The organism is Treponema putidum, from assembly GCF_024401155.1.
Classification (GTDB): Bacteria; Spirochaetota; Spirochaetia; order Treponematales; family Treponemataceae; genus Treponema_B; species Treponema_B putidum.
This window is the reverse complement of sequence record NZ_CP038804.1, coordinates 1,414,454-1,434,652: the sequence shown is the minus strand read 5'-3', so window position 1 is coordinate 1,434,652 and position 20,199 is coordinate 1,414,454. Positions and strand designations below refer to the sequence as shown.

Annotated in this window: 20 protein-coding genes; 12 read left to right on the top strand and 8 right to left on the bottom strand. The window is 34.2% G+C overall.

Annotated elements, in window-relative coordinates; all coding sequences use genetic code 11:
- Position 1 precedes the first annotated feature (1 nt).
- Both E4N74_RS06755 and E4N74_RS06750 read left to right on the top strand, forming a co-directional pair.
- Complete coding sequence (locus E4N74_RS06755; RefSeq protein ID WP_255817092.1) at positions 2 to 2,431, top strand: tetratricopeptide repeat protein; 2,430 nt, start codon at positions 2 to 4, stop codon at positions 2,429 to 2,431.
- 14 nt (positions 2,432 to 2,445) lie between these two features.
- Positions 2,446 to 3,627 carry a glycoside hydrolase family 3 N-terminal domain-containing protein gene (locus E4N74_RS06750; protein ID WP_044979607.1) on the top strand — a complete coding sequence of 394 codons (1,182 nt, stop codon included), beginning with the start codon at positions 2,446 to 2,448 and terminating at the stop codon, positions 3,625 to 3,627.
- 3 nt (positions 3,628 to 3,630) lie between these two features.
- On the opposite strand, the gene E4N74_RS06745 is transcribed toward E4N74_RS06750, so the two are convergent.
- Genes E4N74_RS06745 through E4N74_RS06725 form a run of 5 tightly spaced genes read right to left on the bottom strand, consistent with a single transcriptional unit; the run spans position 3,631 to position 8,098 of the window.
- The gene (locus tag E4N74_RS06745; protein WP_044979606.1) at positions 3,631 to 4,314 is read right to left on the bottom strand and encodes a metal-dependent transcriptional regulator; all 684 of its coding nucleotides are present in this window, start codon (positions 4,312 to 4,314) and stop codon (positions 3,631 to 3,633) included.
- Positions 4,315 to 4,336: 22 nt separating this feature from the next.
- Positions 4,337 to 5,437 carry a metal ABC transporter permease gene (locus E4N74_RS06740; RefSeq protein ID WP_255817091.1) on the bottom strand — a complete coding sequence of 367 codons (1,101 nt, stop codon included), beginning with the start codon at positions 5,435 to 5,437 and terminating at the stop codon, positions 4,337 to 4,339.
- Between the two features lie 5 nt (positions 5,438 to 5,442).
- Positions 5,443 to 6,357: a transition metal ABC transporter permease subunit TroC gene (gene troC, locus E4N74_RS06735; RefSeq protein ID WP_044979604.1), complete on the bottom strand. Its 915-nt coding sequence runs from the start codon at positions 6,355 to 6,357 to the stop codon at positions 5,443 to 5,445.
- Positions 6,358 to 6,362: 5 nt separating this feature from the next.
- The gene (locus E4N74_RS06730) at positions 6,363 to 7,124 is read right to left on the bottom strand and encodes a metal ABC transporter ATP-binding protein (RefSeq protein WP_255817090.1); all 762 of its coding nucleotides are present in this window, start codon (positions 7,122 to 7,124) and stop codon (positions 6,363 to 6,365) included.
- A gap of 26 nt (positions 7,125 to 7,150) precedes the next feature.
- A complete protein-coding gene (locus E4N74_RS06725; RefSeq protein WP_044979602.1) occupies positions 7,151 to 8,098 on the bottom strand; it encodes a metal ABC transporter solute-binding protein, Zn/Mn family in 948 nt (315 codons plus the stop codon).
- 141 nt (positions 8,099 to 8,239) lie between these two features.
- Between E4N74_RS06725 and E4N74_RS06720 the strand changes: the two genes are divergently transcribed.
- The 10 genes from E4N74_RS06720 to cbiB all read left to right on the top strand — a co-directional run bounded on the left by E4N74_RS06720 (position 8,240) and on the right by cbiB (position 17,268).
- Entirely contained in the window at positions 8,240 to 9,496 is a 1,257-nt protein-coding gene (locus tag E4N74_RS06720) for a beta-propeller fold lactonase family protein (protein WP_049992385.1), read from the top strand.
- A gap of 148 nt (positions 9,497 to 9,644) precedes the next feature.
- The gene (gene rpmH / locus E4N74_RS06715; RefSeq protein ID WP_044979600.1) at positions 9,645 to 9,800 is read left to right on the top strand and encodes a 50S ribosomal protein L34; all 156 of its coding nucleotides are present in this window, start codon (positions 9,645 to 9,647) and stop codon (positions 9,798 to 9,800) included.
- Between the two features lie 11 nt (positions 9,801 to 9,811).
- Positions 9,812 to 10,168, top strand: a complete 357-nt coding sequence (gene rnpA / locus E4N74_RS06710; RefSeq protein WP_255804738.1) for a ribonuclease P protein component — start codon at positions 9,812 to 9,814, stop codon at positions 10,166 to 10,168.
- Entirely contained in the window at positions 10,165 to 10,386 is a 222-nt protein-coding gene (gene yidD / locus E4N74_RS06705; RefSeq protein WP_255817089.1) for a membrane protein insertion efficiency factor YidD, read from the top strand. The genes rnpA and yidD overlap by 4 nt, the downstream gene beginning before the upstream one ends.
- A gap of 187 nt (positions 10,387 to 10,573) precedes the next feature.
- Positions 10,574 to 12,322: a membrane protein insertase YidC gene (gene yidC / locus E4N74_RS06700; protein ID WP_255804736.1), complete on the top strand. Its 1,749-nt coding sequence runs from the start codon at positions 10,574 to 10,576 to the stop codon at positions 12,320 to 12,322.
- A gap of 21 nt (positions 12,323 to 12,343) precedes the next feature.
- On the top strand, positions 12,344 to 13,054 hold the full coding sequence (gene jag / locus E4N74_RS06695) for an RNA-binding cell elongation regulator Jag/EloR (protein ID WP_044979596.1): 711 nt from the start codon (positions 12,344 to 12,346) through the stop codon (positions 13,052 to 13,054).
- A gap of 83 nt (positions 13,055 to 13,137) precedes the next feature.
- Positions 13,138 to 13,995 carry a DUF6675 family protein gene (locus E4N74_RS06690; protein ID WP_255804735.1) on the top strand — a complete coding sequence of 286 codons (858 nt, stop codon included), beginning with the start codon at positions 13,138 to 13,140 and terminating at the stop codon, positions 13,993 to 13,995.
- A 5-nt stretch (positions 13,996 to 14,000) separates the two neighbouring features.
- Positions 14,001 to 15,077, top strand: a complete 1,077-nt coding sequence (locus E4N74_RS06685) for a peptidylprolyl isomerase (RefSeq protein ID WP_255804734.1) — start codon at positions 14,001 to 14,003, stop codon at positions 15,075 to 15,077.
- A gap of 22 nt (positions 15,078 to 15,099) precedes the next feature.
- Entirely contained in the window at positions 15,100 to 16,125 is a 1,026-nt protein-coding gene (locus E4N74_RS06680; protein ID WP_044979594.1) for an SH3 domain-containing protein, read from the top strand.
- A 96-nt stretch (positions 16,126 to 16,221) separates the two neighbouring features.
- On the top strand, positions 16,222 to 17,268 hold the full coding sequence (gene cbiB, locus E4N74_RS06675; RefSeq protein ID WP_049992373.1) for an adenosylcobinamide-phosphate synthase CbiB: 1,047 nt from the start codon (positions 16,222 to 16,224) through the stop codon (positions 17,266 to 17,268).
- 3 nt (positions 17,269 to 17,271) lie between these two features.
- Here cbiB and E4N74_RS06670 read toward each other — a convergent pair whose 3' ends face one another.
- From E4N74_RS06670 to E4N74_RS06660, 3 genes are all read right to left on the bottom strand, one after another.
- Positions 17,272 to 17,874 (bottom strand): ATP-dependent Clp protease proteolytic subunit, encoded by a 603-nt coding sequence (locus E4N74_RS06670; protein WP_044979593.1) that lies wholly within the window; start codon positions 17,872 to 17,874, stop codon positions 17,272 to 17,274.
- 75 nt (positions 17,875 to 17,949) lie between these two features.
- Positions 17,950 to 19,572, bottom strand: coding sequence for a 4-alpha-glucanotransferase (gene malQ, locus E4N74_RS06665; RefSeq protein ID WP_044979592.1), 1,623 nt, complete (start codon positions 19,570 to 19,572; stop codon positions 17,950 to 17,952).
- Positions 19,569 to 20,198: a hypothetical protein gene (locus E4N74_RS06660; RefSeq protein WP_338113350.1), complete on the bottom strand. Its 630-nt coding sequence runs from the start codon at positions 20,196 to 20,198 to the stop codon at positions 19,569 to 19,571. The genes malQ and E4N74_RS06660 overlap by 4 nt, the downstream gene beginning before the upstream one ends.
- Position 20,199: the final 1 nt, after the last annotated feature.

Sequence of the window (20,199 nt, the reverse complement as noted above, 5' to 3'; positions counted from 1 at the left end):
TATGTTCAGTATTTTTTTAGAAGTAGTGTATGAAAGACAGTTACGTAAAATTGATTTAAAAGCTTTCCTTTCGTTTGTTGATTTAATAAAAGAGGAAGCTGTATCAAATGGCTCGGAATTTTTACAGATTCAAGGCGGTTTTTATTTTTTATTTAAAAGAGAATCGGTTGCTTATGCTTTTTCTATTGCCCGTTTTTTATACAATTTGAATAAAATATTAATCTCACATAAAAATAAAATTTCAGAAGTTAGATGTATTATTGATTATACTGAAGAAGAAAAATCAAATGATTATTTGTTGGATTGTGTATTATCATACAAACAAAAATTGATTCCGGAATACGGACTATTTGCAACAGAAAACGCTTCAATTAAACTTTCAAAGTACCTTGATTTTAATCTTATTGATTATTCAATGTTTGAATGCTCCGGTTTTAACTTTTTTGAAACTATAAGCAGTAAGCATAATGATATTACAATAGAATCTTCAATTGTGCTTCATCGAAATGATACTTATTTTTGGGCATTATATAACTTTATTCTGGCTAATCCCCTAGATGATGATTGTTTAAAAATAATGGAATATGGGGATATAAATTCTTTTTTATCTACAAAGAATGTTTATGTTTATTTAAAAAAATATAGATTTTTAAAAGAGATGCCTCAATATTTTATAGATGCCTTTTTAACCAATACTGCAATTTATTTAAAAAACTATATTAAAATAAAAAATAATGGCAAACCTATAAAAGTTTTAATAGATAATATAAATGATAAAAAAAATTTGGAAGAAGCAGAAAAAATATATGCTGTTAATAAAAATATAACCATTCAATCTTTTGATTTTTCTTTGCCGTCCATATACGGTATTCCTGATGACTTATTAGAGCTTGTATATATTATTTTATCTTCAGGTAAATACTTTTTTTATGATGAGATAAATGAGTTTTTGCTTTCGCTTAATAAAAGTATGGCGTTTTTCAATGATATTTATTCATGGATGTATTCTGAAGGTATTATTTTAATGGAAAATAATCTTTATTCCGTCCCTTACGGCTTACTTGAGATAATTGAGAGACGTATTGCTGTTAATAAAAATAAAATTGATAAATATATAGCTGAATTTTTATGGAAAAAATACAAAAACGGTGTTATAGATGCAAATCCGGAAACTGAAAAAATTTTTGATTATTTAAATTTTAAATGTAAACCGGATTTTTTAATTACTTCGTTATTACACACTTGTTCTGATGATGTTATTGAAGGTTTGGATTTAAAAAAATATAAAAACGAAGTTTTTTATGATGCATTAAAATATTATCAAAATTCGATTATTTCAAATATCGATTATAATACTTCAAAATCTTATGCATATATAAAAACAGCGATTAGTTTTTTTCAAGATAATAAATTGGAATCCGGAGAGTTTCGAGCATTTTCTTTACTTGCATTTTTTTATCTCTCCGAGAATAAAATATCCGATGCGATCACTTATTTTTCTTATTCTCTTGATAATGCAGAACATTCTCATGATACTTCATTTATTTGTAACGCCTTATTCAATCTAAGTGTAGTTTATTTTTTACAAAATAATTTAAAGCAATCTATAATTTTTTTGGATCGTTTATCCTCTGCTGTTGATAATTATTTTGAACAAAAATGGAAAATTCCTTATTTGTTTATGACAGGGCGTGTGTATTTACAGATAGGAGAATTCAGTAAAGCCGCTGAAAGTTTTAAATCTGCTTCTGAATTTGCTGCTTTATATTTTGAAAAATTAGAACCCTTATGTAAATCTTGGTATGGGCGTTCCTTAATTTATATGGGACAAATAAAAAATGCTCAAGATATCTTATTGAAATATGTAGACTACACGGATGATGCTTTGTTATTTTTATTGGAATCTTTTTTATTTTACCCTGTCTCAAACAATGATTTTAAAAAAATGGGTTTTGACGTATCTTCCGTTTATAGTGAACATAATGATTCAAAACTTATGGAATTTACAAATTTAAAATCAGGTTTTAGTATGGTTGAAGATTTGATTTGGTCCAATATATATAATATGTCTATCGGTAAAAAAATATTTGATGCCTTTTATACTTATTATAATTGTAAGATTAATTTTTCACAAATGTATGATGTAGAAGTTTGCAAAGGTTTTTTATCAGATTTGGAAAGTATAGCTGTTGAGTCCTTACACCAAAATGATCCTTATTCATCTTTATACATGTATCTATGCTATGATTTATCCGTCCGCCTTTACGGAGAAAGTTCCTCACAAAGTGTTGCTTATTTAAGCAAGGCTTTTAAGTCAATGCAGAAGAATGTACTTGCTATAGGTGAAAATGATATACGAGACAAGTATATGCAAAATAATTTATGGAACTCCAGACTTTTTAAGGTTGCAAAAAGTCAAAAACTTATTTAATCTTGGAATCATTTATGAAACGTTTTCTTACCGTTTTTTTATATTGTTCTTTTGTTTGTACAGCTCTTTTTGCTAACGATGAAAATATTAACTATTACATTTCTAAAATGAGTGTTGAAGAAAAATCAGCTCAAGTTTTAATGATGAGCATTGAAGGAAAAAAAGTATTCCCATCTTATTTAAATTCTTACTTCGGCTCATATACTCCAGGTGCCTTTATTTTATTCGGATATAATTTTTCAGATACCCCTCAAGCTTGTGCTTCTTATATAAAATCGGTAAAGCAGTCCATGCGAAGTTTATCTAAATCGGAAACGTTTATCCCTCCTTTTTTTGCATCTGACTTTGAGGGAGGCAGTGTTTACCGAATAAAAAAAATAGCTTCACCGCTTCCTTCACCAAAAGAAGTCGCGGATACGTTAAATGAAGAAGATGCTTTATTACTTTATAAATATACTGCAAAACAAATATCTTTATTAGGAATACACTTAAATCTTGCTCCCATTGTTGAAAAAATACAATCACAAAATAAAACTTTTTTTAATGACCGTATATTTTCAATAAATGAAGATATTCTTGTAAAATATGCCAAAATATTTATATCGGGAATGGAAACAAGCGGCGTAATGTCTGCTGTAAAACATTTTCCGGGTACAGGTACCGATCCTCATCTTTCAAAAAGTATTATTGATGTTTCAGAAGATATTTTTTATAAAGAATTTATAAATCCTTTTAGAAAAATTCTTTATGATACTGATGGAGTTGTTTTGATTTCTCATGCTGAAGTTTCTTTTATAGAACAAGTTCCATTTTGTTTTTCAAAAAAAGGAATAAAAAAACTTTTACGTGATGAATTAAAATTTAAGGGTTTAATTATTACTGACGATATGGCAATGAAAGCTCTTAAAGAAAAAGGACGCTCAACTTCAGATAACGTAATTTCAGCTTTACAAGCGGGTTGTGATATGGTAATGTGTTCCGAACCTAAATTTAAAGATTTAGTCCAAGCCGTTTCAGAAAAAATAAAACAGGATGAAGATTTTGAAAAACGTATCAATTCAGCTGTTTTTAATATTTTAAAAACAAAAATGAAAATGGGCATTATTGACGAATCGTGTAAGCCTATTGAAAAATATAAATTTGATAAAGAAGAATTTTATAATGCAAAAAAAGCAGCAGAAAAAATACTAAAATAAATACTAATTAGAATGCTTCGTCAGGGGCACCTCGATGAAAATATTTTTTAAAATCATTGTTGAACATGAGATTCTTTTTCCATCTATAATAATTTCAGCTAAGCCGCTTTCTTCATTCTTGCTTTCCAGTATGATTTTCGAATTTAATTTTAAATTTATTGTTTTATAATATTCAAACTGAGCTTCAGAGCCGGTAAGTCTTGCTACGGAATATTTGATCTTGCATTTTGCTTTATCAATAGCTAAATCAGCAAATGTATACTCTCTCTGATTTTTTGCCGGAATTATTGATCCATGCGGGTCTCTTTTAGGATTTTCTAAATATTCATCTATTTTGTCTATTAAAACATCCGAAGCGGCATGTTCTAAATTTTCTGCTTCATTATGAATATCTTGCCAATTCATTTTTAGTATTCGAAATAAAAAAGTTTCAATTAGCCTATGCCGCCTTAAAATATTAAGTCCGTATTTTTTTCCTTTTTCGGTTAGATTGCATCCTATTCGGTTTTGATATTCTATGTATCCTTCTTTTTCAAGTTTTTTTGCCATAGATGTAGCCGTACCAGGAGTAACATGCAGTAGTTTTGCAAGTTCACCGGTAGTGATTAAATCCTTATCGGTTTCCGATAAAAATTTGACAATGGATTTTAAATAATTTTCAGTTGCAATTTGCGAGACTTGCACCATTCCTCCTTAATCTTCATTCCAATTAGATATTAGTTATTGACTTTTCAGCTTCTTTCTCCCCTAATCCAGACAAAATAAGCAAACCGTTTTCTTTTTTTATGTAACCTAATCTTTCTGCTAACCGTACTGTATTGTGAGCTTTTTTTTGTGTCCAGTTGATATGTTCACATAAATGTTCTTCTCTGCACTCTATGGCCATATTTTCTTCACCTTGATGATGTAAAAGATGAACAATAAGCATTTTAACGGCGAAATCTATTTTTAATTTTTTTTGCTCAAGTCTGCGTCTTACCAATCCATCTTTAGGAGAAAATAAGTAAACAAGCAAAAAAAACAAGCCTGTCATAGATGCCATTGAGCCTGATATGCTCCCGTCTATTTTTATCGCAAGGTAGAAACCGCTTATCGATGCTGCTGAAGCAATTAAGATTGAAATTATTATCATATAAAAAAGACTATTTGTCAATAGTAAGGCTGCAGCGGCAGGTGCAATCATAAGGGCTGTAACCAAAACTGCCCCTACAGAATCAAATGCTCCTACACAGGTAAGACTGACTGCAAACATTAAGCTATAATGCATTATTGCAGGCCTAAAGCCCAATGATTTTGCTAAATTGGGATCAAAGGTTGTCAGTTTTAATTCTTTAAAAAATAGTATGATAAAAAATAAATCGAATATGAGAATACAGCCCATTTGAACTAAACTTTTCGGAAGTGAAATTTTAAAAAGATTTATTCTATCAAATGGCGCAAAGGCCAATTCTCCCAATAAAACCGAATCAGTATCCAAGTGAATATTTCCCGCATAAACTGAAACCAAGATAACTCCCAAACCGAATAAAAACGGAAAAACAAGGCCTATGGCGGCATCGCTTTTTATAAGTTTTGTTTTTTGTAAGGCTTCGGTAAATACAACCGAGACCATTCCCGCGATAACGGCTCCTATTAAAGGAATGCTTGACGATAAACTTTTGCTTATAAAAAAGCCTAATACTATTCCTATTAAAATTGAATGACTTATTGCATCGCTCATAAGCGACATTTTTCTTAACACTAAAAATACTCCGCAGAGGGCGCATGAAGCGGATACAATAATTGCAATTAATATTATTTCCATATTCATAAAGTTTAATTTTTTACCTCTTTTATTTTTTTAAGCATTTTATTTTTAATATAAAGTTTTTTTATTTTTGCCTGAATAATTCCTCTGTGAGGGCTAAATAGGATTGAAATAATTGTAAAGCCCGTTAAAAAACAAACTATTATAGGACCTGTAGGCATTTTTACAACTTGCGAAGAAATTACGGCTCCGCCCATTCCTGATGCAGCTCCAAAAAGAGCCGATAATATGCACATAACGCTTAATTTATCTGTCCACTGTCTTGCAGCTGCTGCCGGTGCAAGTAAAAGAGCACTCATAAGAATTACACCTACCGATTGTATTCCTATAACTATTGTAATTACAATTAAAACAGTTAAAACTAATTCTATTATTTTAGGTGAAAAACCTATTGATTGAGAAAACTCAGAATCAAAAGTAGATATTTTAAGTTCTTTCCAGAAGAGTATAATGTTTATAAGAATAAAGACTTCAACTATAAAAATTATTATTACATCTTGCTGTGTGATAGTTGCTGCTTGACCGAATATAAATTTGTCAAGGCCGCTTTTTCCTGCCCCGGGTAATTTTTGAACATAGGTTAAAAGTAAGAAGCCTAAACCTAAAAATACACCCAATACAATGCCTTGAGCCGCATCTGTGTCAACTTTTGAGTTATTTACGATGCTGTTTATAAAAATCGTTCCGAGAAGGCCGGTAAGACCTCCTCCTATTAAAAGGGGAAGAGTCATTTTAGAACCTGTGATTAAAAAAGCTATTACTACTCCTGGAAGGGCAGCATGTGCAACCGCATCTCCGAGTAAACTTTGTTTGCGTAAAACAGCAAAACTTCCCACAATCCCTGATCCTATTCCTAAAAGCATTGTTCCCAAAAACACATTTCTTAAAGTATAATCTGCAAAAAAATTTATTATATAATTCATTTTTTTTAAGAATTGTAAGCTATTCTTCCTCCATAGGTTTTTCTTAAATTTTCTTCGGTAAAAACTTCTTCAACTCTTCCCTCAGCTATTAATCTTACATTTAATAAGAGCACTCTGTCAAAGTAATCTTTTACGGTTTGAAGATCATGATGAACCACTAAAAGTGTTTTTCCATCGGCTTTTAATTCTTTTAAAAGTCTTACGATAGCCTGTTCGGTTGCTGCATCAACTCCTTGAAAGGGTTCATCCATAAAATAAAGATCAGCATTTTGGACAAGAGCTCTTGCCAAAAAGACTCTTTGCTGTTGATCTCCTGAAAGTTCGCTTATTTGCCGTTTTGCAAATTCAAGCATGCCTACCTTTTCCAATGCCGATAGAGCTTCCGTTTTTTCTTTTTGGCCGGGTCTTTTTATCCATCCTAAGTTCCCGTACGATCCCATTAAAACAACATCTAAGACTGTAGTAGGAAAGTCCCAATCGACCGAATTTCTCTGAGGTACGTAAGCTATTCTTTTTCTTTGAGATTTATAGGACTTTCCTAAAATTTTTATTTCTCCCGATGCTATAGGAAGGATGCCCATCATGGCTTTAAGAAGTGTCGATTTTCCGGCTCCGTTTGGGCCGACTACAGCTTCCATGGCGCCTTGAGGTACGCATACATCTATATCCCAGAGTACAGGCTTTTCTCGATAGGCTAGGGTGAGGTCTTCAACACAAAAAGCCGGAATTAAGTTTTCTTTTGAATGTTCTGTACAACATGTGTTCATAAAATCATCCTTCTTGGAATAAGCACTTACTTTTTTAAAGCATCTATTATTGTGTTTATATTATGAGTGAGCATTCCTATATAGGTGCCTTCAAAACTGCCTTCATCGCCCATAGCATCCGAAAAAAGCTCTCCTCCGATAGAAACATTGTAGCCTCTGGCTTTTACGGCTTCCTGCAAGGCTTTTACATTTTTTTCAGGAACCGAACTTTCTACAAAAATAGCCGGAAGTTTTCTTTCAGTGATAAAATTTGCAAGGTCGTGTACATCTTTTGCCCCGGCCTCGCTTACGGTACTTATTCCCTGCAAACCTCTTACTTCAAAACCGTAGGCTCTGCTAAAATAGTTAAAGGCATCATGAGCCGTAACTAAAACTCTTTTTTCTTGAGGAATTTCCGACGCTCTCTTTTTGATAAACTCATCGAGCTCATTAAGTTTTGCAAGATAGGCCTCATAGTTTTCTTTAAAGATTTCTTTTTTTTGCGGAGCAAATTCCGCTAGAGTTTTATATACCGATTCAGCTGCATATTTCCATAGTTTTACGTCAAACCAAACATGAGGATCAAATTCGTTTTCCTCAAATGGCAACAGATATTCTTTTGGTATGTTTTCCGCCACCGCTATTGTTTTGCGGGTAGAAGATATTTTTTTCAAAACATCCCCCATTTTTGCTTCAAGATGAAGACCATTGTAAAAAATAATGTCGGCATTTTGAAGTTTTTCCATATCTCCTGCACTCGCTCTGTAAAGGTGGGGGTCTACTCCCGCTCCCATAAGAGCGTGCACATCTACCTCATTGCCCCCTATAATCTTTGCAATATCGGATATCATACCGATTGTTGTCGTAACTTTTATTTTGCCTTCCGTTTCAGATATATCCGTTTTTTGTTCTTGTTTTGAGCAGGAAAAAAATACTAAGCCCAATAATAAAAAAAGACTTACTATTTTTAAATCAAATATTTTTTTTATATTCATAATAATTCTCCTATTTTGATACATCAAAATTATAATTATAATATATCAAAAAATAAAAAAGATGTCAAGCGTCCTATTGACAAGTATTTGTAAAACAAGCAAAATAAATTTATGAAATTATCTGTTAATTCTTTATGTTTTCTGAAAAAAAGATTGCTTGTATTTTTATTTTTTCTTTCGGCTCTATCGCTCTTTGCGGAATTTGTTTTTGATCTTAATCTTCAACCGTATAAAAATGCGGAATTTTTTGCTGATGGACTTAAAGTTGAACCTAAACTCATATCTTCAGATAAAACATTGGGGCATTTGAGTTTTAATCTAAAAGATAGGACTGCTTCCATTGTGATAAAAAAAGAAGGCTTCCGCACTCATATTTTAGATTTAACATCGATAGAAAATAAAAAAGTCTTTGTTGTTCTTTCTCCCATAGATTCAAAATATGATGTAGTTAAGGTCTTTTCTACAGGAAGAAAACCTAAGAGCGTAACCTTTGTAAACGATAAAACCGTTGCAGCAGCTCTCCTTGACGGGTCGGGATTCGATCTAATAGATATAGAAAGCGGAGACACAAAAAGAATTTCTCCTCCAAAGGAATATGCCGAAAAGTTCGGCTTTGTAGAGTCTTTAGTGCTAAAGCATAAAAACGAGTTATGGGTCAGCCAAATGCCCACAGCCTCAATTCATATCTTTGATCTTACATCTTTTGAGTATAAAAGAACTATAAAATCTACAGGTACATGGAGTAAGGTCATGGCTTATAATGCCGGCCTTGATAAGGTCTATTTGAGTAATTGGACTTCCCATGATATAAGCGTTATAGATCCTTCTTCTTATAAAGAAGAAAGTAAAATAAAAACTAAGGCTGTTCCGAGAGGTATGGCCTTTTCTCAAGACGGAAAATTTATCTATTGTGCACAATTTGAAGATTCTGCCGGTAATTCCCAATGTAAACTTATAAAAAAATCTTTAGCCGATTATAAAACCGTTTACGAAGGCGGGGTAAAGGGGGCAAAGCGGCACATCGTTACAGATTATGACCGTAAGCTCATCTACGTTTCCGATATGAAAAATAATATTGTTGAAGTTTACTCTATGGATGAAGATAAACTTATTGCAAGTATCAAGGTGTTTTTTAATCCGAATACTATTCAGCTTTCACCCGATAAAACCCTTCTCTATGTTTCATGCCGCGGGCCGAATAATCCCGATAAAGGGTATTTATATGCTGGTTATGTATTCGGCCGTCTTGATATAATCGATACAAAAACCTTTACCCGTATTGAAAGCATTGAAGCCGGTAATCAGCCTACGGGCTTGGATGTTTCACCCGACGGTAAAACAATAGTCCTATCCGATTTTTTGGATAATAGAATAAGGGTGTATAAACTTAAGCCTTAAAAAATTATTGAGACAATGTTTTAAAACAATATGTTTAAAAACTCTTGACTTTTATCCCCTTAATTGATATAATCCACAATCCGTAACGTGATTTATAGTGAAATCTTTGAGCGGGGGTTCTCGTTCTATAATATAAGGAGTCTAGTTTATGAAACGGACATATCAACCAAGTAAAACAAAGCGGGTTCGACGCTTCGGATTCCGTGCACTTATGAAGACAAAGGGCGGAAGGGCTATTTTAAGCCGCCGCAGAGCAAAGGGCAGACGCAAGCTTTCAGCTTCCGACGAAAAAAAACCGTTCTAATCTTCTCTTGAGTGAGTAATTTTACATTTTCCGGAGAAGAACGGTTAAAAGATCGATCATGTATTAGGGCCGTATTTAAAAAAGGCCTTAAACTTAGCTTAAATGGAGTTAGTTTGTTCACCCTGCCTAATGGATTGGAGTACAATCGATTCTTATGTACTTTTCGGCGAGGTTTCGGTTCCGCTGTGATGCGGAACAGGTCTCGGCGAATATCAAAAGAGGCCTATAGGCATATAAAACATAGGTTAAAACCGGGAAACGACATTATCCTGTTGGTTTTTTCAGAAAAGGATTCCTATTCCTTTCGTTTGGAACAACTTACCACCCTCTTTTTAAAAGCGAAAATGTATAATGATGAGGCTTTATGAGAAAACTTTTAGAAAGTTTTTTATGTGCTTGTATAATCTTTTATCAAAAGGCTGTTTCTCCTCATTTTCCGCCTAGCTGCAGGTATGAACCTACTTGTTCGCAATATGCTATCGAAAGCATAAAAAAATACGGCCCGTTTAAGGGAAGCAGTATGGCTTTGCTTAGGATTTTGAGGTGTAACCCTTTTTGTAAAGGAGGATACGATCCTGTTCCCTAAAATGATTAACTTATAAGAGTTATGATCAACAGCTCGGCAGAAATACTGCCTCACTGTTTATCTTCGAGTTTTGTGCAAAGCACAAAACATCGCATTATTGTATGTAGTTTTGCAAAAACAAAACTACTTGAAAAAACTTTTTTCGCAAATTGATATTTGCTGCAAAAAGTTTTTATTGGAGTTATAATTGAAAAAAAATACTGTTTTGGCCGTTGTGCTGTCAATGATTGTTTTCGGAGGTTGGCTGTATATTCAGCAAAAATACTTCCCTACCGAGTACAATTTCCCACAAAAATCTGCTGCTCAGGGACAAAATTCAAATTCATCTGAAAATACCGCTCAAACGTCTTCGAATCAAATTTCAAATTTGATGATTGAAGCGGTTGCAGATTCGGATTTTCCTTCGAGAGAACAAACCTATGTTATTGAAACCGATATTATCCGTGCCGTTTTTACAAATAAGGGCGGAGATATTATTTCTTATAAACTAAAGGAACATGCCTCAGCAGGAAGTGATGAGCGTGTTGAAATGATAGAAAATGTTACCGAAAAGAACAGAGCTCTTTCTTTAGCCTTCGGAGGCCCCGATGCTCAAGCTGTTGATTTACTTTTTAATGTAAAAGAAGAAAATCTTTCCGACGGAAGAAAGCAGATAGGCTTTTATCGGGATATAAAGCTAAAAAATATGGACGGTTCGGAAACCGTTTTTACTCTTGCAAAACGCTATATCTTTATTCCGGGTGATTATATGTTTACCCTTGAAATCGCAATTGACGGAAAAGAAGGAATGAAGGGTATTTCTTTCGGTGATAGTGCTTATACTTTACGCAGTGCTCCTCAGATCGGTCCTGAATGGGATAAAGCAAACGATAAATACGAATACAGAGCCCTTTCATATTTTGCAAATGAAAAGAAAAAAGAAGATCGAAGTATTACAGACGGAAAAACGAAGACTGTAAACGATTTAGCTTCTTGGGTAAGCGTTTCAGGTAAGTACTTTTCTTTTATCGTTGTACCCAAAGACCCTATTCAAAAAATGTTTTTTTCCGGGTTGAAGGAAGAAGGAGCAAAACTTCACAATTCTCAATTTTTTATTTCAAGACAGCCGATTGTAGGAAATGCAGCTTATGACCAATATAGAGTTTACATAGGGCCTAGTTCCGAAAAGATATTAAACTCTTATAATTCTGCGGCAGCCAATAATTACGGTTATGAAAATCTACGAATAGACAGCCTTGCTGCTTCAAGCGGCTTTTTAGCCCCATTGGAAAAAATTTTAAAATTTATTATGGAGCTTTTATATAAAATTGTTCCTAACTGGGGTGTAGCCCTTCTTTTACTTACTCTTTTAATGCGTGTAATCTTTTTCCCGCTTACCCAAAAAAGTTCTAAGGCCACAAAGAGGATGCAGGAACTTCAGCCTCAGATTAATGAGCTTCAGCAAAAGTATAAAAATAATCCTCAAAAACTTAATGCAGAAATGGTTAAATTTTATAAAGAAGCCGGTTATAATCCTGCATCGGGTTGTTTGCCTTTGCTTATTCAGCTTCCGTTTTTGTTTGCTATGTTCGGATTATTTAATAATTATTTCGAATTCCGAGGAGCAAGTTTTATTCCCGGCTGGATTCCTGATCTGTCAGTGGGTGATAGTGTTTTGAAATTCGGTTTCACTATTCCATTTTTAAATTGGACGGATTTAAGATTGCTTCCTATCATTTATACCGTTTCTCAGCTTTTGCATAGTAAGCTGACGCAGACTCCGGGTCAGTCTCAGCAAAATCCTTCTATGAAGATAATGCTGTATTTTATGCCGGTTTTCTTTTTCTTCCTTTTTTATAATGCACCTTCGGGACTTTTATTGTTCTGGACATTTTCCAATATATTGATGCTTTTACAGCAGATTATAATCAATAAGTCGATGAAGAATAAAGAATAATTTTATTATGGGAGAATAGATATGATATATGAATTTGAAGGAAAAACAGAACGGGATGCTATTGATATTGCAGTAGCTGAACTCGGTCTTGAAAAAGATCAGTTTGATGTTGAAATTTTGGAAATTCAAAAAAATTCCTTGTTTAAAAAAGGGTATGCGAGGATAAGAGTGCATGTTGATGAATCGTTAAAGAATAATGCGCATAACAATGTAGAGGAAGATTCGGAAGTCGAAAAGTTTGAAGAAGAGCCGGATGTAAGAACTTCTGAGGAAATTTCAGAAGGCTCAGAAAAAACAAGAATTTTTATTCAGACTATGATTGAAAAAATAGGCTATGATTGCTCTGTGTCATTAATTGCTTGCGATAAAAAACATTTTTCTTATAGAATTAACTCTAAGGATGCTGCAATGCTGATAGGCAAAAAAGGTAAAAATTTAGATGCTATTCAGCTTCTGGCAAATGTATATGCCGGCACCATAGGCCATGCTTATACACGGGTATCTGTGGATTGTGAAAGTTATAGAATGAGAAGAGAAGAACTTCTTGTCCGAATGGCCTATGATGTCGCCGATAAGGTACGTATGACAAAGAAGTCACAGCTTTTGGAACCTCTTAATCCTTATGAGCGCAGAATTATTCATACAACCTTAAATGCCGTAAATGATATTGAAACCAAAAGCGAAGGCAGTGGTTTATATAAACAGGTTCGTGTGTTCTACAAAGGTATATAAATGTAACAGGCGGGCTCAGGCCTCGAAGAATCCTCCTCATTGAGGAAGCCTCTTCGAGGTAAATCAATTTTATTGGAGATTTTATGAAAAAGATTAAAATGTTGTTAATATTTTTTGCGGTCTGCCTGTTTTCAATTTTTGCAAACGATAATCCTTCAAGCCGTAGTATTGAGCAGAGGCTTGCGGAGATTCTTGATCCCAAGATAGCAGCCGAGCTTGTTCAAAAGAAGGAAATAATTAAGCTAAAATATGGGGCTTCGAACATGAAACCCGAAATGATGCCTGTTTCGGCCCTTTCGGAAAAAATGTCTCCATTATTGGAGAAAAAAAAACCTGCGTTTTTAGGAGAATTCATCTCTTTGTATAAAAAAGAGGGGCCGAATAATCCTGATATTTCTAAAATAATGCGTCATATTTCCGGCCTTGAGGGTATTGAATATTTTTCAAACAGCTATCAAGAAATGAGGCCTCTTTATTTGACATCTCATGCAGTAAAAGAGGTAAAAACTTCGGACGGTTTTGTTTATGAACGGATAGATGACCCTTTGAATGAAGAAGTTGACGGCTTGCAAATCCTTGCCCGTCAAGTAGATGCTACATTCGGAGATTTTATTTATAAATACAGTTATTTTAAAAGCGGTAATAATATTGGTATGATATGCGTGAATAAACAGAAGATTACACATCCCGATATGAGTCTTATTGCCCTTCAGCCTGAAGCAATGATCTTATCTATATCCGTGTATGATTTGGATGATTATATTTTAATCCATTGTTCAAGTACTGCTAAATTTCCTACATTTCCTTTTATAGGCGGCAGGGTAAAAAGAGCTTTTTCTTCACGGTTGACTGCCGTATATAATTGGTTTTTGGATGAATATAAATGTGCCGAACAAGGTATCGAATATAGTGCTAAAAAAAATAGTGAGAAGACAGAATGATGAAAATGAAAAAATTATGGATCATGATTATTGCTATTGCGTTTATGATTTTAGTTGCAGGAACTGCTGCTATTATAATAACAAATTCCGGCTTGGAAAAAGGAGATAAAAAAATGAGCAATTTAAAAAATATAGAAGCTTTAAAAGAAGATGGGCTCTATGCTGCTATCGATACCGATAAAGGTTTGATTGTCTTAAAGCTTTTTTACAAGGATACCCCTTTAACGGTATGTAATTTTGTAGGATTAGCTGAAGGAATTCTTGATGCCGCAAAGGAAAAACCTTTTTATGACGGACTCACCTTTCATAGGGTAATAGCTGATTTTATGATTCAAGGCGGCGATCCTACAGGTACAGGTTCGGGCGGCCCCGGCTATAAATTTCCCGATGAGATTGTAGAGAATTTAAAGCATGACGGTCCCGGTGTTTTGTCAATGGCTAATGCAGGTCCCGGTACTAACGGTTCTCAATTTTTTATTACCCATGTTGAAACTCCTTGGCTTGACGGTAAGCACACGGTTTTCGGGCGGGTTGTTGAAGGCCAAAATGTTGTAGATGCAATTCAGCAGGGCGATAAAATTAAAACCGTTAAAATTATAAGAACAGGAAATGAAGCAAAGGCTTTTAAAACCGATCAAGAGGCCTTTTATAAATACCTTTCAGATTCAAAAGAAAGTGAAAAGCGCAGAGCAGAGGCTGTTGCAAAAAAAATGGAAGGTTTGATTAAAACGAAATATTCTCCTGCAAAACTTGATGATGACGGTGTATATTCCTTTGTTATAAAACAAGGTAAGGGAGACCTTCCTAAACAGGGTCAGACCTTAACGATGAAATATAAGGGCTCCCTTTTGGAAAACGGAAAGGTCTTTGATGATTCCGATATGCATAAACCTTTAGATTTTCCTGTGGGGGTAGGCCGAGTTATTCAGGGCTTTGATTCTCAAGCGGCAAAAATGACTTTGGGTGAAAAACGAATTATCATTATTCCTCCTCACCTTGCTTACGGTGAAGCCGGTGCCGGAGGTGTTATTCCTCCAAACGCTTACTTGGTTTTTGAACTTGAATTATTAAATATAAAATAACATAAAAAATAAGGAGTTGCTTATGAAAGTAAATTTTGTTAGAAAGCCTGTTTTACTGTTGTGTGTCTTGTTATTTGCCTTTGCTTCTTGTACAAAGGAAGACGTAACTGCAAAATCCGAGCCTGCAAAACCTGAATCCATGGATTCAATGGAAAAAGATTCTCCTAAAGAATCGATGGCTGAGGTAAATGCAGACGGAGTTATCTATGTGCACCGTGCAGGACTCTATACCGAAACGGATGACGGTAAAATGAAATGGGCTGCAGAAGCTTCGTTGGGAGATGTTGCTATTTACCTTGGCGAAAAAAAGGAAGCGCAAAGAACTGACGGACAAAAGCGGGGATTCTTCCATATTTCTTTAAAAGATAAGGAATATTGGATTCAAGACTATTGTTATGAGCCTAATACGGTTGCAGGATTTATTTCTTCTGCAGATACGGTTTTATACAAATCGGATTCTTTAACGGCGGTTACGGATGAAATCATACCTCAGTATTTTATTGTTGCCGTTTATAAAGATAGTTTAAACAGCTCTAATCAGAAATTTGTAAAGATTGCAGCTTATTGCCCTGAACTGGTAACTTCGTGGATCGTAAAAGAAAAGTATGCTAAAAGAGATACTGTCGAATTTCAAAAAGAAAATGTGGCAGCAATGGTTCTTGCTCAAATTGCAATGGAAACTCAAAGTGAAACAAGCAGGGCAGAACTGTTTCAAAACGCTATTGAAATGAATTCGCACTATAGTGATGATATAGCAATTTTACAAAATCTTGCTCAAGTATTGGATGCGGAGGCTGCTTTTTTAAAGAAACTTGAATCCGAAAAAGTAGAAAAGAAATTTACGGCAAAAGAAGATGTAGAACTTTTGAGTATTCCGTCTTCAGAAGGGAACCTGAGAGTTTTGGCATCCGTAAAAGCCGATACCGTTCTTCATGCTTCAAAAAAAGTTGTAATTGTTGATGGTGATGGTTCTCAAACCGAATGGTACTATGTACAAAACAAACAAAAGAAAGGTTGGATTCAAGCTTCATACCTTGAAGAAAAATAAGCTTTTTGTTTAGTGAAAAACCGTCTTGGCTTTATAAAAGGCCGGACGGTTTTGTTTTAGATTAGTTCTATTATTAGATTAAAATCTATCGTCAAAATGAATTTTAATTTTTTAAGCCTTTCCGATTTTGTTTTTTCACACATTAATTTTTTTATTTTATTGTCTGCAATCATTCTTGATTTTATTTTAGGCGACCCTTATTCTTTTCCTCATCCCGTAAAATTTATAGGAAGTCTTATAAAAAAAGAAGAAGTCCTTGCTAGGTTTTGTTTTAGTTCTCCGCGAGGTTTAAAGTTTGCCGGTTTTTTAATTGTTGTTTTCAATATTATTTTCAGCTTTTGTCTTGTCTTTTTCTTTTTAAAATTATTATATCCTTACAAGGTTTTATACTTTATTTTTTCAGTATGGATCAGCTATACCTGCCTTGCAGCCCGCTGTCTTCAAAAAGAATCTATAAAAGTTTTTAAGGCTTTGCAGGTAAGCCTTGAAGAGGGAAGAAAGCAGATTGCAAATATTGTAGGCAGGGATACCGAGTCTTTGGATGAAAAAGGAGTGAGCCGTGCCTGTGTTGAAACCATAGCCGAGAATACAAGTGACGGGGTTATAGCTCCATTGTTTTTTATGATGCTTTTAGGTCCTGCTGGAGGGATAGCTTATAAGGCTGTAAACACTATGGATTCTATGCTCGGCTATAAAAATGAAAAATATGCCGACTTGGGATTTTTTCCGGCAAAGGTCGACGATATTGTAAACTATGTTCCTGCCCGCCTTTCTGCCTTGCTCATTCTTGCAGGTTCTTTTTTTTGTAAACTTGGAAGACGGGCACAAAAAGGTTCGCAAAAAACAAATAAAATAATGTCAAAACTGGCTATAATAAAAAGAGGTTTTAAGATTTGGCGTAGGGATTGCAGAAAACATTCCAGTCCCAATTCAGCTCATCCTGAAAGTGCTGCCTCAGGTCTTTTAGGTCTGAAACTGGGCGGCCCGAACTATTACGGCGGAGTTCTTGTCGAAAAACCTTTTATAGGGGATGAAGTTTTTGAAATTGAAGATGAGGATATAAAAAGATGCATACAGCTGATGTATGCATCCGAGATTTTTATGTTTGGGCTTTATTCGATTTTCTTTTTTTTAAAGTTTTAGTTCTTATTTTTCAGGGATGTCTTTTCGGCTTTTCGCTATTTTTGAGATAAGTCCGTATTCTAAAGATTCTTCGGCATTGAGCCAACAATCCCTATCCGTATCCTTTGCAACTTTTTTTTCGTCCGTGCCCGTTTCTTCTGCAATGAGTTTATTTATTTTTATTCTCATTTTTTCAAGTTCTTTGGCATGGATTTCAATTTCGGTTGCGACACCTTTTATGCCGGAAAGCGGCTGGTGGATAAGGTAGTGGCTGTTAGGCATACCGAAGCGGCGTTCCTTACTTGCCGCAAGAAGAATGATAGAGGCTGCGCTGGCAACGAGTCCCATACCTATTGTGTAAACGGGAGCCTTTATAAATCTTATCATATCGAAGATTGCAAAGCCTGCATCGGCATCTCCTCCGGGGGAATCTATATAAATATAAATAGGCTTTGTTGCCGACAATGATTCCATGAGTAAAAGCTGGCGTACTATTTTTTCGGAAAGCTCCTTGTTGATTTCTCCTGCCAAAATAATTTGGCGTGTATTAAGAAATTTTTGCATCAAAGCATCGTCATCATTTGTTTTATTTTTTTTCTCTTCATTTTTTTCATTTATAAAGTTCATGTAAGCTCCTAAAATTTTTTCGTTCACAATGACTAATATACAAAAAATTTAAACTATTGTACAGGGGGTAATTTTTTATACCCTATTGTACAAGATATTCCAAAGCTTCAATTTTTCGGTCATCTCGCAGTTTTCATAAGAGCCGGTTACCCTCCATTGCCAGTTTCTTCCGACTGTTGAAGGTTCATTCATTCTTGCTTCCGAATTTAAAAACAAAAGATCCTGCATCTGTACGGCTGCAAAATCCGCTACGGAAGAAAAAGCTTTTCGGATTATTTCGGAGGCTAATTCTTTTTTAAATTCATAAGTGTTTAAAATGGAGCAAATCCTTTCATCCTCTTTTTTTCCGTAAAGATAGGTGTAAATAAATTTTAGCATCTCATCGGAAGAATTTTCAAGACAGCCCATGATTGTGTCGTTGTCGTGGGAGCCGGTATATACGGCACAGTTTTTTTTGTGGTTATGAGGCAGATAAGGGTTAATCATATTTTCCGATTTAAATTCGTTTAAGTCAAAGGCAAATTGCAATATCTTCATCGTCGGAAAATTAAAATCATCTCTGAGTCTGGCAACCTCAGGCGTTATAATTCCCAGATCTTCAGTTAGTATTGGAAGCTCTATCCTGTATTTTTCATCCAATGAAATCAGATCCTTTTGTATTTCTTCAAAAAAATTATGGTCAGGGCCTTTCACCCATTTTCCTTCTTGAGCAGTTTTTGCACCTCGGGGGATAGACCAAAAGGCTTCAAAGCCTCTAAAATGGTCGAGGCGTATTATGTCGAATAGTTTTAGGGTATGTCTTATGCGGGCCTTCCACCATAGGTAGCCGTCTTTTTTCATCTTAGCCCAGTCATAAAGAGGGTTACCCCAAAGCTGTCCCGTAGGGCTAAAAAAGTCGGGAGGCACACCGGCGACGGCTTTAGGTTTAGCTTCTTTGTCCAGTAAAAATAAACTTTGGTTTTGCCAAATATCGGCTGAATCCATTGCTGTAAATATCGGAATATCTCCTATAAGTTGTATGCCGTTTTTTTCAGCATAATCTTTTAATTTTTTCCATTGCGAAAAAAAGAAAAACTGTATAATCTTTTGGGCCTTATATTCTTCGGAGTGTTTGCTTAAAAATGCTTTTACTTCGTTTTCTTTATTTAAGGCAAGTTCCTTGGGCCAAACTTCATTCCAGATTCCTTGCACTAAATTTTCTTTATTTGCTTTTTCTTCATAGTCTTCTTTAATTGTCATAAAGGCTGCATATCCGTACAGCCAAAAACTTTCTTCTTGATAGAAATTTTCAAGTTTTTCTTTTAAAGATGAGTCTCTTTCCGTTTTGTGCAATAAAAATGCTGCCGCTTTTTTTAACATTTTTGTTTTATGGTAATGGATTAAACCGAAATCCGCTCTTTTAGGATCAGTGTTTTCTTGTACGATTTTTTTGTATTCGTCAAAATCTTTTTTTTCTAAAAAGCCTTTTTCACAAAGATCTTGAAGACTTATAAGATAGGGGTTTCCTGCAAAGGCCGAAAAAGAAGCATAGGGTGAGTCGCCATAACCTGTGGGGCCAATCGGAAGCATCTGCCAAACTCCCGTTCTTGTTTTTTTTAACCAATCTATAAAGGCAAAAGCTTCTTTACCGATTGTCCCTATGCCTTCATCATTAGGTAACGAGGTAGGATGTAAAATAATACCTGAACTTCTTTTCATTTATTTTCCTCCATTGTTGGTTTATAATTTATCAGTTTATAATTTTCTGCTATGTAAAATATAATTCCCGTAATTCCCGGAAATATAAATAGGGCAGGGAATGAAATAAGTAATTTTAGGGTACTGAAGAATACTATCTTATATGTAAAAAAAGAATTTTCAAAAAAAAGATAAAAGGATTTTTTTAAGTTGCAGATTATTCCTTTATTTTTCTTTTGAAAAGTGATTATGGCCGGATACCAAAAAAGAGAAAGCTCAAAAATAAAAAAAATAAAAAGAATGAGTACTGAAAAAAAATATCCCATAATAGTTTTTAGCTTTAAAAAATATCTTAATAAAAAAATCAGTACTGATATTATCGATAATTTTATTGCAGATATAATTAAAGCTGAAATAAGATTTTCTTTTACACCGATTATAAGTTTTTTTATATTTGCCTCATCCTCTTTATAATAAAAAGAATATAAGGCAAAACTTATTATGTGAAAGATTATATAAAAACTTATATTAAAGACAATAGCCGTAAAATAAGTTTTAGGTAAAATTACCGGCATAAAAATAAATAGAATGAATAGAAAAATAAAAATTATGTTTAAAAAAAATATTTCTTTTTTCTTTTTTATCATC